The organism is Mucilaginibacter sp., assembly GCF_025362475.1.
GTDB lineage: Bacteria > Bacteroidota > Bacteroidia > Sphingobacteriales > Sphingobacteriaceae > Mucilaginibacter.
Genome location: NZ_JANYGH010000052.1, coordinates 1 through 16,689 on the forward strand (window position 1 = coordinate 1; position 16,689 = coordinate 16,689).

Below are 16,689 nucleotides of genomic sequence, written 5' to 3' on the forward strand. Positions count from 1 at the left end.
ATATTCTGTAATTAGAAAACGATACTTATTCAGGTAGTTCCGCTTTAATGTAAGGTCATTGTTAATGTTTCGCATAACATTTAGCTTTATTCCTTAAAGCTAATTCTGTTACCGAATTAGTTGACCTTTACAATTGCGAGGTACGAAGCAATCTCTTTGCTCTACAGAGCGAACAGAAAAGTGTATAACCTAACTATTCGATTTGCCTATGTGGAGATTGCTTAGTACCTCGCAATGACGCGAAAATATGTGCATCATTAGAGCATAAAAACATTAATGAATCAAATTTAGACAGCCATTTAATATTCGGTTAGAATTAAGATTTGCTTTCAATCTTTGAACTCCTGATATTTATAATAACGAAGTATGCATTAGCTGCTTACCTCACTATATAAATGTAAAATAATGTCAAAGCTTAACTTCATTACGCCTTTTTTTATTGTTTCGAATTTAAAAGATTCGGTATCGTTTTATGTAGATAAACTTGGGTTTGAAGTTTGGTATACTGGTCCTGACGATGATCCATATTGGGCGATGGTGGGCCGTGGCCCTGTTTCCATTATGCTGAAAGCTATCGCTGATGACATAAAACCCATTCCGAATCATACGCGGCATGAGTGGGCTCCCTGGGATGCGTACATTTCTATTGAAGAGCCTGATGCCTTATTTGAAGAATTCAGATCAAACGGTACATTATTTCGGAAGCCCCTCGGGGACAACAGCGATGGGCTGCGTGGTTTTGAAGTAACAGATGCTGATGGCTATGTTTTGTTTTTTGGTCGGCCTAAAACCTAACCATATTTTTTCTTAACTGGTTATAGTTAGGTACAAGACATCCTGGACTATGCAGATTCGCCTCGTATACATCGCGCCGTGCTCAATGACATATTTATATTGATAATGAAGCAAAAAAGGCCGCTGAGACCATTGATCCCGGCGGCCTTTTTTTCACATGTAACATTAACTTACAACACGGGCTTTGTTGGCCTTGTTGCGGTGAGCGGAATTGTTTTCTTAAACATCTTGGCTCCGTCGCCGGTAAGCCTTAGGTAATAGTCTGCAGAGCAGGCTGTGCCATCTTCATCTAATGATAAAAAGCCCGATCCTGCCGGCACAAAGGCCTGGGTTTCGGCGGTTTTGGCTATCTGGTTACCTTCGTTGTACTCATCAAACATCGAGATATAAATACCCTGGGCGCCAACCCTGGTCATGTTGTAAAATTGCCTCCACATAAAATCGCCGTGGGCACGCTGATGGGCTGATAGATCACCGGGCATAACGCAGGGCTGGTAATCAATACCGTTGGCATTACAATAAGCCTGATCGGCCTTATTGATAGTTACATAAAAGCCGTCGGACTGGTTGGCATTGCCAATTCGCCCAACCATCCAGGGCGAAAGCATGTCAAATGCTTTATATGTACTTAAAAATTCCGAACGTGAATCGCTGGTTTGTGTCAACCAGTTTGTGGGCACACCTCCAATAACGTAACATCCTTTGCTTTTAAACCATTTAATTACCTCAAGGCAATTTGCTGCGGTAAAATTGTGGTTATCATCTGCAAAGCCAAAGCCCCAGATGCATACCACCGGTTTGCCGTTTTGCTTTGCATAGGCAGGCGACGAAGTATATTGCGACATCTTATTGGTCCAGTCGGTTTTTAATTCGCTTTGCATATTTGTCCAGCCGCTTACATCATACATAATGTAAAACTTTACGCCATTGGCCTCTGCTGCAACCTTGGTTTTGGCGGCCATGGCATCACGCACCGGGCCTTCCAATCCACTGGGATTAAAGCGTTGTAACGCCGCACCGTCAATGCCATATTGTTTCATCCATTTAAATTGTACATCAATGGTTTGATCTGAAAACGATGAGAACAGTGTGGCCGGCTGACCGTTGTTCAGATTAGCAAATTTGGTTGGGAAGGTATGGGTATAATCGCGCACATCTGGCCATGCCGAAATCGCCTTGTTGGTTGGCGACGGCTGCTGCTCCCAGGTTTGTGCCCAGTGCCAGTACCTGTCAATTGGCGATCCATCGCCTATTGCGGCAAACCATCCCTGGTAGCCAACAACAACTTTACCTACCACATCACCAACCGGCGACTGGGTACGGTCGATAGTATCCGTTGGTGTTACCGGCGGCGCCGGATCGGGGCTATGTTTTTTTGAACAGCTATAGCTTACGGCTATCAATGCTGTTATCAGCAACACATTAAATCTTTTCCTCATGTCAGTTTGGTTTTTTGTAAATGCTTTTATTTTTTCTTCCCGTTTATATCTGTCTGGATGATCTTGCGGATGGTACCATCTGCATTGTAATACAGCTTGTTTACGCAAATTGACCGCAGCCAATCGTTGTGTGATAGCGAGCTGTTATGGTAAAAGGCATACCACTGGCCTTTAAATTCAACGATAGAACCATGATCAGTAAAACTGTCTGTTGGGTCTATATATACACCCTTATAAGTCCAGGGACCTAAGGGGCTACTGCTTGTTGCATAGCGCATGCGGTTATGTTTACTGGCTTCATTAAAGTTATCGGCGTATGATAAGTAGTATACCCCATTCCGTTTGTGTACCCAGCTTGCCTCATGAAAATCGGTGAGGCCCTGCATGGTTTTCATTTCGCCATCAAGTTCCATCATGTTATCCTTCAGCTTGCCGCCTTTACAAATGTTGCCGCCGCCGTAGTATAAATAGGCCTGCCCGTCGTCGTCAACAAACACACATGGATCTATCAATGATTCCAAACCCTTGATGTAGCCCTGCGATTTAAAATCTTTGGCCGGGCTTTTACTGGTGGCTACACCTATTTTCCAGGTGGTATTCCATTCGGTACCGCTTGGGTGCGGAAAATAGAAGTAGTAAGTGCCGTTTTTATAAGCACAATCGGGCGCCCACATAAAACCGCCATCGGCGCGTCCCCAATCAACATTCGCGGCGCTTAATATTTGGCCTTCGTCGCGCCAATGCACCATATCATTGGTTGAGTAAACGTGATATTTATCCATCAGATCGCATCCCCGCGGCGGGTCTACATCATGGGATGGGTATATATACAGCCTTCCATCGGCCCAAACGTGGGCTGATGGATCGGCTGTATAAATATCAGTAACAAAGGGATTTTTGAACCCATCGCCCTCAGCACCTTCAATAACCGGCGGAGGTGTGTTTTTATTGGTATCACCTTTTTTTGCACAGCTACCGGTTATTAAAATCGATGCTATGAAGAGAATGCTATGGATTATCTTCCTGTTCATATTATTTGCTTTTTATAGCGCCTGTTGGCACTACTTTTTTTATAGTACCATCGGCATTATAATAAAGCTTATCAACGCAGATTGATCTTAACCAATCCTGATTAGATATAGAACTGTTATGATAAAACGCGTACCATTGGCCCTTAAACTGAACGATGGAACCATGATTGGTATAGCTATCGGTAGGATCCATGTAGATGCCTTTTGAGGTCCAGGGGCCTAAAGGGCTGGTGCTGGTTGCATAGCGCATTTGATTGTGCTTGCCGGCAACATCATGGTTATCTGAGTAGGAGAGGTAATAAATGCCGTTACGTTTATGCACCCAGCTGGCTTCGTGAAAATCTTCCAGGCCTTCCATTTTTTGCATTTCGCCGTCAATTTCAACCATATTGCTTTTTAGCTTACCGCCTTTGCAGGTACCGCCGCCGCCGTAATAAAAGTAGGCTTGTCCGTCATCATCAATAAACACACATGGATCTATCATTGATTCCAGCCCCTTGATATACCCCTGCGATTTAAAACCGCTTGCCGGGCTTTTACTGGTAGCAACGCCTATTTTCCAGGTACTGTTCCAGGCCGTGCCGCTTGGGTGGGGGAAATAGAAGTAATAGATGCCATTTTTATAAGCACAATCCGGTGCCCACATAAAGCCACCTTCGGGGCGGCCCCATTCAACCTGGCTGGCGCGCAGTATTTCGCCATGATCTTTCCAGTGTATCATATCATCAGTTGAATAAACATGGTATTGGTCCATTAGGTCACAACCGCGAGGGGGGGCAACATCATGGGATGGATATACATATAAGCGGCCATCCTTCCATACATGTGCGGATGGGTCTGCGGTGTAAATATCTGTTACAAAGGGTACGCCAACGGGTGTGGTTTCGGCAGGCTTTTCCTGGGCCTTACATGGTGCTGTGGATAACAGCGCCATAACCATTACTGCTGAAATGCTTAATAAATTACATTTAATCATTAGGATAATGTGTCTTTAAAATAGCAGAGAGTAGTAACTCTCTGCTATTTTGATGTTTAAAAATTAGAGGTAGGGATAAGGTTATTTTGATATAAACTTCAGATCGTCTATACCGGTAACCAGATCGGCGTGATCTTTACCGGTGGTAAAGAAGAAGATGCGGAAGTGATTGATCGCTGTATAATCGGCTCCTCCATCGCCCGTTTTGATGGATTTATCAAAATCGATCGTTATTAGGTTCCATCCATTTTTTAAGGACGGTATAAGCGGCGCCACATCCCAGGCCGACTCAAAGGCATCTGATTTTCCTGAACTCGTTATCTCAATGGAGCCATCAGCCTTAAGAAGAGATACATCAGATACATACCACCAGAATTGGAACCTGCCGGTAGTTTCGGTAAAGGTTGTATTAAGCGGTGCAGCCACCTCTTTTATATACTGCATAAAATCGCCACCATTTGCAATGGTGTTTTTGATATAACCTGCCCCTTCTTTTTGGCCTGTGGTTGCAATATTTACATCCCCCACAGTTTGCCAGCCGTCTTTTAGGTCGCAGGCATCAAGTTCAACCGCTGGCGGCGCCGGCGCAGCCTTAAATACAAAGTCGTCCACTCCGGTTACCAGGTCGCCGTGGTCTTTAGTTTTTGTAAAGAAAAATATACGGAAGTGATTTATAGCCGAATAATCTGCACCACCATCTCCTGTTTTTATGGCTTTGCTAAAGTTAAGCGAGATCTCGTTCCAGCCATTTTTTAATGTTGGAATTAACGGCGCTACATCCCAGGCCGACTCAAAGGCATCTGATTTTCCTGAGCTGGTGATCTCAATAGAACCATCAGCTTTAAGCAGGGATACATCTGATACATACCACCAGAATTTAAACTGGCCATTAGTTCCATTAAGTTTGGTATCCAATGGTGTTGGTAAATCCTTAATAAACTGCATGAAATCGCCGCCGTTGGCAATGGTGTTTTTGATATAGCCGGTTCCTTCTTTTTGGCCGGTTGTGGTAATGTTTACATCACCTACGGTTTGCCATCCGTCCTTAGCGTCGGCATTGTCAAATACCACCAGTGTAGGGTCAACAACCGGTGGTGGTGTCGTGGTAGTATCAATATGTGGCGGTTTCAGGCCGGATGTATCCCGCGAAAGATATTTTTCTTTTTTACAGCCGGCAACTGTAAGGGCTATCATGAAGATGGAGCATACCATCGTTGTTTTAATGAATTTCATTTCCTTTAGGTTTAAGGTTAAATTATTTAGGAACATCTACCTGTACTATTTCCGAGAAATTTGAACTATTGAAACTATCGCTTAACCGTACCCCAACACGTACAAAAAATGTTCGGCCGGGGATAAGATTAGGAACCGTTAGGGTCATAGCTTTATCGGCAGCGCTCAGATCTGTAAACTCTTTATTGATGACTTTTGCATTTAGGTCCGAAAAGTCACGTATAGAGGCTCCTGTACCTACCAGCTTAGTTGTATTAACATAAGGCTGTGCATCCTTTATAGTTGGCAAACCCGCTGCAACAGGGGCTTCAATATTAAACTTTAAGGTTAGTGTTGTGCCGGTTAAAGTGGCGGTAAAGTTTTTGATCACGATGTATGGTGTAACAACAAAATCATGCTTAGTCCCTTTATCAATATTCACGGTTACCGTATCATACACAGGCCAAAAAGCGCCTCCGGTAGGTACAACCTTATAGCCACTTTTAAATAGCTTGGTATCCTCAAATGTGCCATCAAACTTACTTGGGATGGTTTGTGGGGTGGTCCAGCCAATTTGTTGAAGCTTGATTGTGGTACTACCACCTGATGTTGGTAAATTACCGCCTTCAGAGGAAACTATATTGCCCTGAAAAGAGGCGTTTGGGCCGTTATAATTGTCTGTTTTTGTACATGCAGAACTTGCCAGTATAGCTACGCCCACCAAAATTCTACTAATCAGTTTTTTCATATCTTAAATTTTTAAATTCTTAATAATTAGGATTGTTAGGGAGTAAATTAGGGTTCTTGCCAATTTCGCCGCCCGGAATTCCTTCATAATAAAATTGCTTTTGGAAAGTATATTCCCGGTTAAATAGTTCTGGTTCGGCTAGGAAAATGTATTTGTTTTCATTAAATACATAATAGGGCATCAGGCCTTTAAAGTGCGCGCGGTCAAGCACCACATCGGCAGTGCGCCATCTTTTTAAATCCCAGTAGTATTGGTTTTCAAAGGCAAGCTCCATACGCCTTTCGTTACGAACTTTATTCAAATCAATAGAAGCGTAAGGCGTTGCGCCGGCCCGGCTTCTTATTTGGTTAACCGAGGTTAATGCATCGCCAGAATTGCCTAATTCCATAGCCGCTTCTGCACGGTTCAGCAGTATTTCACCATAACGAAGGTCAATCCATGGCTGCTCGCTTCTGTTTAGATCAACTGCTGACTGGGGTTTGTTATAATCAACATATTTGCGCACATAAAAGCCCGTGCGCGTTAATTCGTCGCCTCCTGTCCAGGGGCCTGTAAAGCCGATTACCTGTTTGCCCTGGAATAATGTTTTTACATCACCTGCAAGTATGTATGAACGGGAGTTAGCCTGTTTGGCAGCCTCTGCAACAGCTGTGCCGCTAAAAGAGGGGTATATACCTCTTTGCATATCAAACGTAAGGCCCCTTAAAGTTGCACCGGGGAAATAAACGGTGGCTAACAACCTTGGTTCAAGGCCCTGCATCAATTGGGCGCGGTTATCGAAACGCTTAGGTGTACCATCGTCATTGGTTACCTGCAAAGCGCCCCAAAGCTGCACAAAATCTAAAGTTGGGTATGAACGGGAAAGCGCGTTAGCTGTCATGTAACGCGGAGACATGGTAGCATCCCAGCTATGGGCAGTATGATTGGCAATAGAATACTGTTTGATAAAGATATTTTCCGGACTTCCGCTTTTTAAGAACAGATCAACATAGTTCTGTACCTTGTCGGAATTTGCACTGTAGAGCGAGTAATGGCCCTCCAATAATTTGGCGGCATCATAAGCAGCCTGGAAATAGGCAGTTGCTTTGTCCGCAGGGATACCTACTAAACCTTGCGCGCGCGCCGGGCCATCAACAAAGTTTACGGAGCCATACCTGGCAACACATGCTGCATATAGCATTGCTCTTGATTTTAATGCAGCTGCCGCATATCTGTTGGCTCTGCCGGCATCACTGGTTTCGGGCATCATTTGATAACCCAAATCAAGCTCAGTACCAATAAAATCCCATGTAGCCTGTTCTTTATCGCGGTGTACCTGGAGCGTAGATAGCGCCGCTGCCGGATCTTGTGGTACTGTTATGATAGGCACACCACCATAACGTTTGGCCATACTAAAATAATAGTATGCTCTTAAAAAGTGGGCCTCGCCCAAAAGTGCATTTACCGTTGGCTGGCTTAGCTTGGCAACGTGTTTAGGCAGTTCCGCTATCAGTGTATTAACATTCCTGATATCGCCGTATGGCCAGTAGCCAAAGCCGCCTCCAATATCCATGCCGCCAAAAGGGCCAACTTCTTCGCCGTTAACAGAGGCCGAATTGTAAAAATTCTCCCAATCGTTACCGCCTGTTTTAAATCCCTGATCTGGTCTGTATTTAAAGTCCTCGATAGGTAAATTTTGATATATGGTTGCTAAAAACGACTTAACACCAGCTTCGCTACTGTATATAACGTCGGGCGTAACTATATTGGTTGGCGGAATATCCAGCTTTTGGCAGGAAGTTAGCGAGCCTCCTACGCTGATGGATATTGCTATAATTAATTTATGTATACTTTTCATGTGTCAATGGTTTAAAAGGAAACGTTAGCTCCCAGATTAAAAGTCCTGTTCATTGGGTAGGTGTATCCGCCTAAGGCCTTGCCGAAATCGTTATTGTCTCTTGGGTTAGGGCCCTGGTGTTCAGGATCATAGTTCTTTAAGCCGGTAAATGTTAACAGGTTGTAGCTGTTTACATATATCCTGAGTTTTCTAACACCTATGCTTTTCAAAACTGCCGGAGATAAAGAGTAACCAAATTCAAGTGTTTTTACACGCAGGTAACTGGCGTTCTGTATAGCTTTTGTGCCTTGAGCGTCTGGCGATCCCATTGCAGGGTAATATCCCGGTACCCATTGTGTGTTGGGGTCAAAAACGTTTGCAGCAGGATCTGCGGTGTGCCAGCTGTCCAAAAAGCGGGTTAACGCGCTTCTGCCATACATCAATGGGGATGCAAATTGCTCGCCGTATTGTACGTAAACACCCGCGGCGCCTTGTAAAAGCATGTTCATATCAAAGCCCTTGTAGCTTACGCCTACGGTAAAGCCATAGTTATATAATGGGATATCGGTAGTTGCAATAGGATGGCTGTCCTTATCATCTATAACCCCGTCGCCGTTCCAGTCCTTATAGTAATAGTCACCCGGTACTACATTATTATTACCCCCACCTGTGTTTATACCATAATTGTATATTTGTTTGTAGGTGGTAAACTGCCCGGCATATTCTGGTCCCCACCAAACATTCTGATACCTGTTTGTTTGGTTCTCTTTCCAGTTTGAGTACTCGTTACCTGAATTACCACGCAGAACAGTCATGTTTTTTAAGCGGGTTGTACCTATGTTACCGGTAAGGTTTACGCCCACCTTACCAAAGGTGTTCCTGTACGATAAGTTGAAATCCAATCCCTGTACCCTGTCGCTGTTATAGTTAATCTGTGGCACCTCTGCACCCACAGTTCCCGGTAATGCTGTAGAAGGCTTGGCTGGTAATCCTGTTCTGTCGTTTCTGAAAACTTCAATAGTTCCATCAACTTTGCCACCAAATAAGCCGAAATCGATGGCTATATTCTTCAAGGTATTTACCGACCATGTTAAACCGGCGTTGCCCAATTTTGGGGCCGATCCGTTTACTGCGCTCGGGCCAAAAATATAACTGTTTACCGGGTAGGTATACCCGTTAACATAATTAAAAGGAGGCGCATTATCTTCGGCACCAACCTGGCCATAAGAGGCTCTGATCTTTAAGTTGCTGAGGATGTTTTCAGAAATAAGGCTGCGGAAAAAGTTTTCTTTAGTCAAGACCCAGCCTATTGATCCGCCGGGGAAAAAGCCCCATTGATCTGCTCCCGGCTTATACAAATTGTTACCATCTCTGCGGAAGCTAAATTCTGCAAGATACTTTCCTTTATAATCGTAATTGAACCTTCCTATAATACTCCTGTGTGCACGATCCTGTAAAGCGCCGGCGTCCATACCGCCCGCCATGTTAGAGTTTTGCAGTCCTCCGAATAAATAAGCTACAGGGATCTCCGTATCACGGTAAGCATTAAAATTATCGGCAGTTTCATGGCTTTGCTCATAGGTAGCCATCGCTGTGATGTTATGATCATCAAAAAACGTATGAGCATAATTTAATGTAACCTGGCTTAACGTATTTAAATGGGTGTAATAAGCACGGGTAATACCTGAAGGTGAATTTACTACACTTGGTATGTAAGTATCATCAGCTGCTTTATAAGTATATAAGGAAAATGTCTTTTTTATTTGATTAAAATCATTAACCCCATAATCAATGTTAAACAAAGCCTTGGCGCTCAAGCCGGGTATGCCCGGTATGTCATACTGTAAATTTAACTGACTTGTAATGCTTTTATTCCTGCTCCGTTTTGAACCTACTTTATCGGCATCGGTGAAGATTGAAGGATTCATGTTATCATCCATTACAGCAGGGTATAAAGGATTGTTATTGGCATAGATCTGGTGTGTAGGTATCTGGTTCCAGGTGTACTTATAAACAGTCCACTCATCGGTAAAAGGCTGGTTTTTCTCATCCATCCAGGCTGATGTTAATACCTGTGCCTTTAATCCTTTTGTGATGTTGGCCGTAACGTTTGATCGGAAATTATACTTGTTGTAGTTTAAGTCTCCGGTTTTAAAAACGCCATCCTGCCTTTGATAACCAAAGTTGAAGAAATAGCTTATCTTATCATTTCCACCGTCAATATTTAAATTGTGCTGTATTTGGTTGGCCGTTTTCCTGAAAACCATACCCACCCAGTCGGCTGTTTTATTAGTACCATCAAGCCATGGTTTCATATCGGCATATGAATATTGCGGAGTTACATTAGCTACAAAATTATTGGCGAAATCGCGTTTAACTTTTTCATTTGTCAGCATCATATAATCTACAGCGCCTACGCCCTGGGGCATCCCCAAAAATGTTTGGATGGCATCATTAACTGAATAATTAATATTCATCTTTCCGTTCTTTCCGCCTTTTTTGGTTGTTATTAAAATGGCACCACCGGCAGCCCTCATACCATATATGGATGCGGCAGCATCTTTCAGTACAGAAATACTTTCAATTTCATTGGGATCCATGCGGCCTATGGTTGATTGGTCGCCACCTATTACACCATCAATTACAATTAAAGGAGAGCTTTGATAGCCCCTGATATTTAAATTATTGGCGTAAGATCCTGGTTCGGCGGTTGTTTGTACAATGCGTACACCTGGTATTTTACCGGTAAGCATGTTTACAACACTTTCGTTTTTGGTTGTGGTAATCTCTTTACTTTGAAGTGTTGATACAGAGCCGGTTATTGTGGCTCTTTTTTGTACACCATAGCCTACAACAACTACCTCATCAAGGGTTTTATTGGTTGAGGTTAAGGCAATAGTACCGCCTTTTATATCTTTTACAGCTACCTCTTTGGTAACGTAACCTATATAAGATACCTGTAAAAACACGTTTGGGTTTGCAACGTTAAGACTGAATTTTCCTGCAATATCAGTTATGGCGCCAGCGGTAGTGCCTTTAATTTTTACACTTACCCCCGGAAGTGCCGACCCATCGGTTAAATCTATGACCTTTCCGTTGATGGTAGTTTGCTGGGCTAACAAACTAATGGGGAAAAGAAAGAGGAGTATAAGTAAGTATTTTAATTTTTTCATATTGTCTCTCTGTTAATGGTTAAGTTTAATTGGTTTGGTTTACCATGTTAGGGTAATAAATAGCGCGTGCGGCGGCATACTTACGGCGGCTTAGCTTCGTAGTGGTACATGATGTCATTTAGTTTGATTAATAAATCACCCGGTGCCATTGATGGCGGGAGGTGCTATAATTGGTTTATATTAATGACACAAAAGAAGAGGCGTTCATTAATAAAAAATAAATAATAGATTAATTTTAGCTGTAAAAGCATTAAAAGAATCACTTTTGAGATATTTTTCGCAATCGATTGTATTTTTTTAAACAAGCGGACGGCTTTTATTGAATTTAAAACAGGCAGGCAAGGAGTGCAATAAAACTATCTGTTAAACTTTTATTACATCATTTGCTTGTGTGCGCTCAATACCCTAAATTCGTTTATGACCAATAACCGACGCAGTTTTATTAAGCAAGCGGCCGTGCTTACCGGCGCTTTTTCGGCATCAAGCTTGTTTAACCAGGCACATGCCCAGGACTGGAAATCAGCTCAAAATAAAATAACCCATTTAACGCCCCAACAGGTGGCGCAGGATGAAGATTTTTGGGCTGTAATTCAACGGTCTTATTCGGTAAACTCCAATATTATCAATCTTAATAATGGGGGTGTCTCGCCTTCGCCCCTGGTAGTGCAGCAGGCGGTTGAACGATACAACCAACTAACTAATGAAGGGCCATCATACTACATGTGGCGGATACTTGACCAGGGTCGCGAACCCCTGCGCGAGAAACTGGCATTATTAGCAGGAGCCCTGCCCGATGAGATAGCCGTGAACCGTAATGCTACCGAATCGCTCAATACCATTATATATGGTCTGCCGCTAAAAAGTGGTGATGAGGTGATAGGCGCCAAATTGGATTACCCCCACATGGTGCAGGCTTACCGGCAACGGGCATTGCGCGAAGGAATTGTTTATAAGCAGCTAACTTTTGATTTTCCGATAGAGGATGACGGGCAAATTGTGAAAGCTTACCAGGATGCCATCACCTCCAAAACAAAACTGATACACGTTACGCATATAGTTAACTATGTGGGGCAAATTATGCCGGTCCGCAAAATATGTGATATGGCGCATGCCAGAGGTATAGAGGTTATTGTGGATGGCGCGCACTCTTTTGGGTTATTGGATTTTAAAATACCCGATTTAAATTGTGATTACTTTGGCACCAGTTTGCATAAATTCCTCTCGGCGCCTATTGGCAGCGGGATGATGTGGATTAAAAAAGAAAAAATATCCAAAGTATTGCCCCTGTTGTGCGATGATAATCCGCAGGGCCCGGATATTCGTAAATTTGAAAACCTGGGTACCCGTAGTTTCCCGATAGAACAGGGGATAGGCGAGGCTGTAAACTTTCAGCTGGCTATCGGCAGCAAACGCAAAGAGGAGCGGATTCGCTACCTTAAAAATTACTGGGCCGGTAAGGTGCAGCACCTGCCCAAAGTAAAATTGCATACCTCATTAAAACCCGAATATTCCTGCGCTATATGCGGTGTATCTGTTGATGGCATGACTCCTGCGCAACTGGAGGCGGCATTGTTTAACCAGTATAAGATCCATACCGTGTCGATAGTGTTTGAAAATGTAAGCTGTGTGCGGATAACCCCGCATGTGTATACCACCATTGCCGATCTGGACAAGTTGGTGAAAGCAATTACCGAGGTAGCTGGAAAGATAGGGTAGCGATGTATTTTACTGATGAGGTTTAAGTTAGGGACTACCTGTATTAAAATTAGCAGGATGAAATTGTATTGATTTTTTTGCTCAGCAGAGAATTATTTGAAAACGTGTTTATTGTTACATGTCATTAACAGATATGACCAATATCATTAATTTGTTGCCGGTTATTTCGGAATTTTATGTCAATAAAATCAATCACCCATAACCATGAAAACCATACTTGCCCCAACCGATTTTTCAGACACCGCAACACATGCGGCTGAATACGCTTATGACCTGGTAAAGCAACTTAAAGCTAAGCTGATTTTGTGTAATGCCTTTATTGTGCCGGCCGAAATACCCGAAGCAGGAATGGTAGTTTGGCCAATGGATGATTATCAGCATATTATGGATGATAGCCTTGCCGAGCTTGAAAAATTAGCGGCCCGGTTACAAAGCAAGGAATCAAATGATGATGTTAAGCCTAAGGTAACCTGTATTAACGAAATGGGCGATTTTAACAGTGTGTTAAAACAAGTTATTGAAAACAGTCATGTTGATATGATAGTTATGGGAACCCACGGCAGGGGCCTCAGTAAATTCCTTTTAGGGAATCATGCTAAAGGAGCTATCAATTACGCGTCAAAACCTTTGCTGCTGATTCCGCCTAAGGTTGCTATAAAACCGATAAAGAAAATTGCTTTTGCCACAGATTTTAAACACCCCGAGGAGGATTTAAAATTTGTATATGAATTGATACCATTTGCAAGGATGCTTGATGCCGAAATATTAATTACCCATATAGCTAAGGGAAAGGAGCATGCTGATGGTTTTAAAACACTTATAGGGCCGTTCATGACTGATCTATCCAACAAAAGCAATTACTCTCATATATATTACCGCATATGCGAAGGAGAGAAGCCTGATGATGGCTTAAACTGGCTATGTGTACACGGCCATGTTGATATTTTAGCAATGGTACATCATTCGCATAGCTTTTTGCATGGCTTGTTAAACGGCAGCGTTACACAGAAAATGGCCAATAAAATAGAAATTCCACTGCTTGTATTCCACGCGCAAAATTAATAGCATTCAGTTTTTTATATTGTAAAAAGCCTCTTATAATGAGGCTTTTGTTATTATTTATGGAGGGCCTGAGCCAAGCCAATGGTCGTTTTTAATGTATAAAACAAAACTTAAAAAGCACCAGGAATATGTATGCCGGTACCTGGATGTGGCCTATTCATGATCAGAAATACATTTCCGTGTGATGGTGGTCACTAATTTACTGCCAGTATTTTTTAAACTTTACTTAGTAGTATCTCACTTGTTCTAATCTCATCATTATGAAAACAATCCTTGTAATAAATGATCATTCTGCCGAAGCTGGTCATACCAGGGCATTTGTTCAGTTAATGGCCGAAAAAAACCATGCAAACATTCTTATAGCTAACACCAATAAGATAAAAAGTAAAGTTTTTGAAAAAGTATTAACCAAAAACGGAAGTGGTTATACAGATAATGCATTACCCGTTAATAATGTGCCTGGCCATTTGTCGGTACCTTATATTGATGATCAGGCATTTAAACCAGAGATAAAAGAAATTGATATTTCAAATGCCAATGAAACGGAACTTGCCGCACTGGTTAATAAAGAACAAATATGGCTGATGGTTAAAGGTATGGGCCACGGTACACCTACCTCAGCCATTAAAATAAACGTTAATTATTTACTGAACAAGGTGCTTTGCCCTCTGATGCTGGTACCTGCCAACTGGCAAATAAAGAATCTTGAACGGATAGTTTACATAGCCGACCTTCGTTATTGCCGGTTACACATTGTGCGTTACCTGGTTGATATGGCAAAAGCTATAAAGGCCCATCTTTCTATTGCCCATTTATCGGCAAAAGGCCTGCCGCATATGGATGAAAAGTATGCTTTTGATGTTTTTAATATAGCGATATGTAAGAATGTTAATTATGATCAATTGTATTTTAATAATATCAGAGAGAGAAACCTATCAACCGCTGTGGATGTTCTCGAAAACGGGATGCATAATGATCTGTTGGTTATGATTAATCACCGGTATCATTTTGCCGAAATAATAGGTACCGATATAAAAGATAAACTCCCTGAAAACCTCACCGTTCCTGTGCTCGTATTTCCGTATTAATCAGGTATTAAAGTGAACAATAAAACTGATCAGGGAAGTGCCTTGGGCTATTCAGGGTTCCATTGAGTTGTGTCATGTTATTAATAGCATGCTACATACTTTTGCATAAATTGTAAAAAGATGGTTTTATAAACGGTTTATAATTAAATAAACGCGATCTGTTATTGTAATTACTTCAATTTTAGTTATCCAAAGTGATGCTCATCATTTGTTTAACTAATGATACATCCAATATTTACAGATCATAACTAAGATCCTCTTTACAGTAACTTTTCCTTGTTAACGAATGATGAATAATGAAGCATTGCTACATGCGATAATTGAGAATGCTATTGATGGAATTATCAATATTGATCAAAAAGGGATCATCAAATTAGTAAATACCCGGTTATGTGAGCTTTTTGGATACCAGTCACGGGAATTGATTAATGAGCAGGTTGAAACACTCTTACATTTTAAAGATGAATTATCCCGGCAGAAGCATGTAAAGAACAATGCGGATACATGGATAATTAATATAACAGGCAAGGAGTGTGAAGCAACCGGGATAAAAAAAGATGGGAGTACCTTTCCCGTTAAATTAGCATTACGCAAGGTGTTATGTAACGATGAAGTAGTTTTTACCGCGGTAATTCATGACCTGAGCGTTGAAAAAAAGATGGCTGAACAGCTAATGGAATATACTAATAACCTTGAATCAGTTGTTCATGACCGTACTATCGAATTGCAAAAACTAATAGCTCAGCTGAAAATATCACAGAACGAGGCTGAGGATTTATTAGAAAAAGAAAAGGAAATTAACCAGGCCAGAACGTACTTTGTATCTATGGCTTCGCATGAGTTTAGGTCGCCACTAAGCTGTATACAATTGTCTGCTTCATTAATTGAACGCTATTTTAACAGGTTGGATAAAGAAAAAATCATGATGCACCTGCATAAAATTAAGGCATCGGTTAAGGATTTAACAGATATTTTAGGCGATTTTTTATCTGTTGAACAAATAGAAGCAGGTAAGATCATCCCTATCTACGGGGAATTTGATCTTGTAATTTTTTGCGAGGAGCTGTTAAATGAAATGAGGCAGCTGACTAATAAAAACCAGAAATTATTTTACAACCACGCCGGTATACATACAATTTGTTTACTTGATCAAAGCTTGCTTAAATATTGTTTAAGTAATTTAATTTCAAATGCTATTAAGTACTCGCGTGATATTTGCTTAATTGAGTTGGAAACAAAAATTGATGATAAGGAGTATGAAATACGGCTTAAAGACAATGGAATAGGTATTCCGTTGAAAGACCAGGAGCATTTATTTGAAGCTTTTTTCAGGGCGGATAATACCCAGGATATTCCGGGAACAGGCTTAGGCTTAAATATCGTTCAGCGTTATGTGAAATTAATGAACGGTACTATTCAGTTTAAAAGCAGTGAGTCATCGGGTACTGATTTTAAATTGATCTTTCCGTTATTCAGTGTAATATAGTTATAACATAAAACAAAAAAAGCTCCGGGTTATCCGGAGCCTTTTCAAATAATATTTTATTAAAGATTATTTTTGTTTGAACTGAACACGACGGTTTAATACACGTCCTTCTTCAGTTGAGTTATCAGCAATTGGGTTGGTTTCACC

At 41.7% G+C, this 16,689-nt stretch carries 12 protein-coding genes; 5 read left to right on the forward strand and 7 right to left on the reverse strand.

The window, feature by feature from the left end; all coding sequences use genetic code 11:
- Positions 1-405: 405 nt before the first annotated feature.
- Positions 406-795, forward strand: a complete 390-nt coding sequence (locus Q0R88_RS16960) for a VOC family protein (protein ID WP_295718306.1) — start codon at positions 406-408, stop codon at positions 793-795.
- A gap of 170 nt (positions 796-965) precedes the next feature.
- Here the strand turns inward: Q0R88_RS16960 and Q0R88_RS16965 are convergent, their stop codons facing one another.
- The 7 genes from Q0R88_RS16965 to Q0R88_RS16995 form a co-directional block, all read right to left on the reverse strand.
- Positions 966-2,234, reverse strand: a complete 1,269-nt coding sequence (locus tag Q0R88_RS16965) for a glycoside hydrolase family 71/99-like protein (RefSeq protein WP_295718308.1) — start codon at positions 2,232-2,234, stop codon at positions 966-968.
- 26 nt (positions 2,235-2,260) lie between these two features.
- A complete protein-coding gene (locus Q0R88_RS16970) occupies positions 2,261-3,265 on the reverse strand; it encodes a family 43 glycosylhydrolase (protein WP_295718311.1) in 1,005 nt (334 codons plus the stop codon).
- Position 3,266: 1 nt separating this feature from the next.
- The gene (locus Q0R88_RS16975; RefSeq protein WP_295718312.1) at positions 3,267-4,241 is read right to left on the reverse strand and encodes a family 43 glycosylhydrolase; all 975 of its coding nucleotides are present in this window, start codon (positions 4,239-4,241) and stop codon (positions 3,267-3,269) included.
- Positions 4,242-4,322: 81 nt separating this feature from the next.
- A complete protein-coding gene (locus tag Q0R88_RS16980) occupies positions 4,323-5,474 on the reverse strand; it encodes a hypothetical protein (RefSeq protein ID WP_295718313.1) in 1,152 nt (383 codons plus the stop codon).
- Between the two features lie 22 nt (positions 5,475-5,496).
- Positions 5,497-6,201, reverse strand: a complete 705-nt coding sequence (locus tag Q0R88_RS16985; protein ID WP_295718315.1) for a DUF3823 domain-containing protein — start codon at positions 6,199-6,201, stop codon at positions 5,497-5,499.
- Positions 6,202-6,220: 19 nt separating this feature from the next.
- Positions 6,221-8,038: a RagB/SusD family nutrient uptake outer membrane protein gene (locus tag Q0R88_RS16990; protein ID WP_295718317.1), complete on the reverse strand. Its 1,818-nt coding sequence runs from the start codon at positions 8,036-8,038 to the stop codon at positions 6,221-6,223.
- Positions 8,039-8,049: 11 nt separating this feature from the next.
- Positions 8,050-11,190, reverse strand: a complete 3,141-nt coding sequence (locus Q0R88_RS16995) for a TonB-dependent receptor (RefSeq protein ID WP_295718320.1) — start codon at positions 11,188-11,190, stop codon at positions 8,050-8,052.
- A gap of 417 nt (positions 11,191-11,607) precedes the next feature.
- On the opposite strand from Q0R88_RS16995, the gene Q0R88_RS17000 reads away from it, so the two are divergent.
- The 4 genes from Q0R88_RS17000 (at position 11,608) to Q0R88_RS17015 (ending at position 16,542) form a co-directional block, all read left to right on the forward strand.
- Positions 11,608-12,906, forward strand: coding sequence for an aminotransferase class V-fold PLP-dependent enzyme (locus tag Q0R88_RS17000; protein ID WP_295718322.1), 1,299 nt, complete (start codon positions 11,608-11,610; stop codon positions 12,904-12,906).
- Positions 12,907-13,110: 204 nt separating this feature from the next.
- Complete coding sequence (locus tag Q0R88_RS17005) at positions 13,111-13,968, forward strand: universal stress protein (protein ID WP_295718324.1); 858 nt, start codon at positions 13,111-13,113, stop codon at positions 13,966-13,968.
- A 260-nt stretch (positions 13,969-14,228) separates the two neighbouring features.
- Positions 14,229-15,056, forward strand: a complete 828-nt coding sequence (locus Q0R88_RS17010) for a hypothetical protein (protein WP_295718325.1) — start codon at positions 14,229-14,231, stop codon at positions 15,054-15,056.
- 286 nt (positions 15,057-15,342) lie between these two features.
- Positions 15,343-16,542: a PAS domain-containing sensor histidine kinase gene (locus Q0R88_RS17015; protein WP_295718326.1), complete on the forward strand. Its 1,200-nt coding sequence runs from the start codon at positions 15,343-15,345 to the stop codon at positions 16,540-16,542.
- The last annotated feature ends 147 nt before the right edge of the window (positions 16,543-16,689 follow it).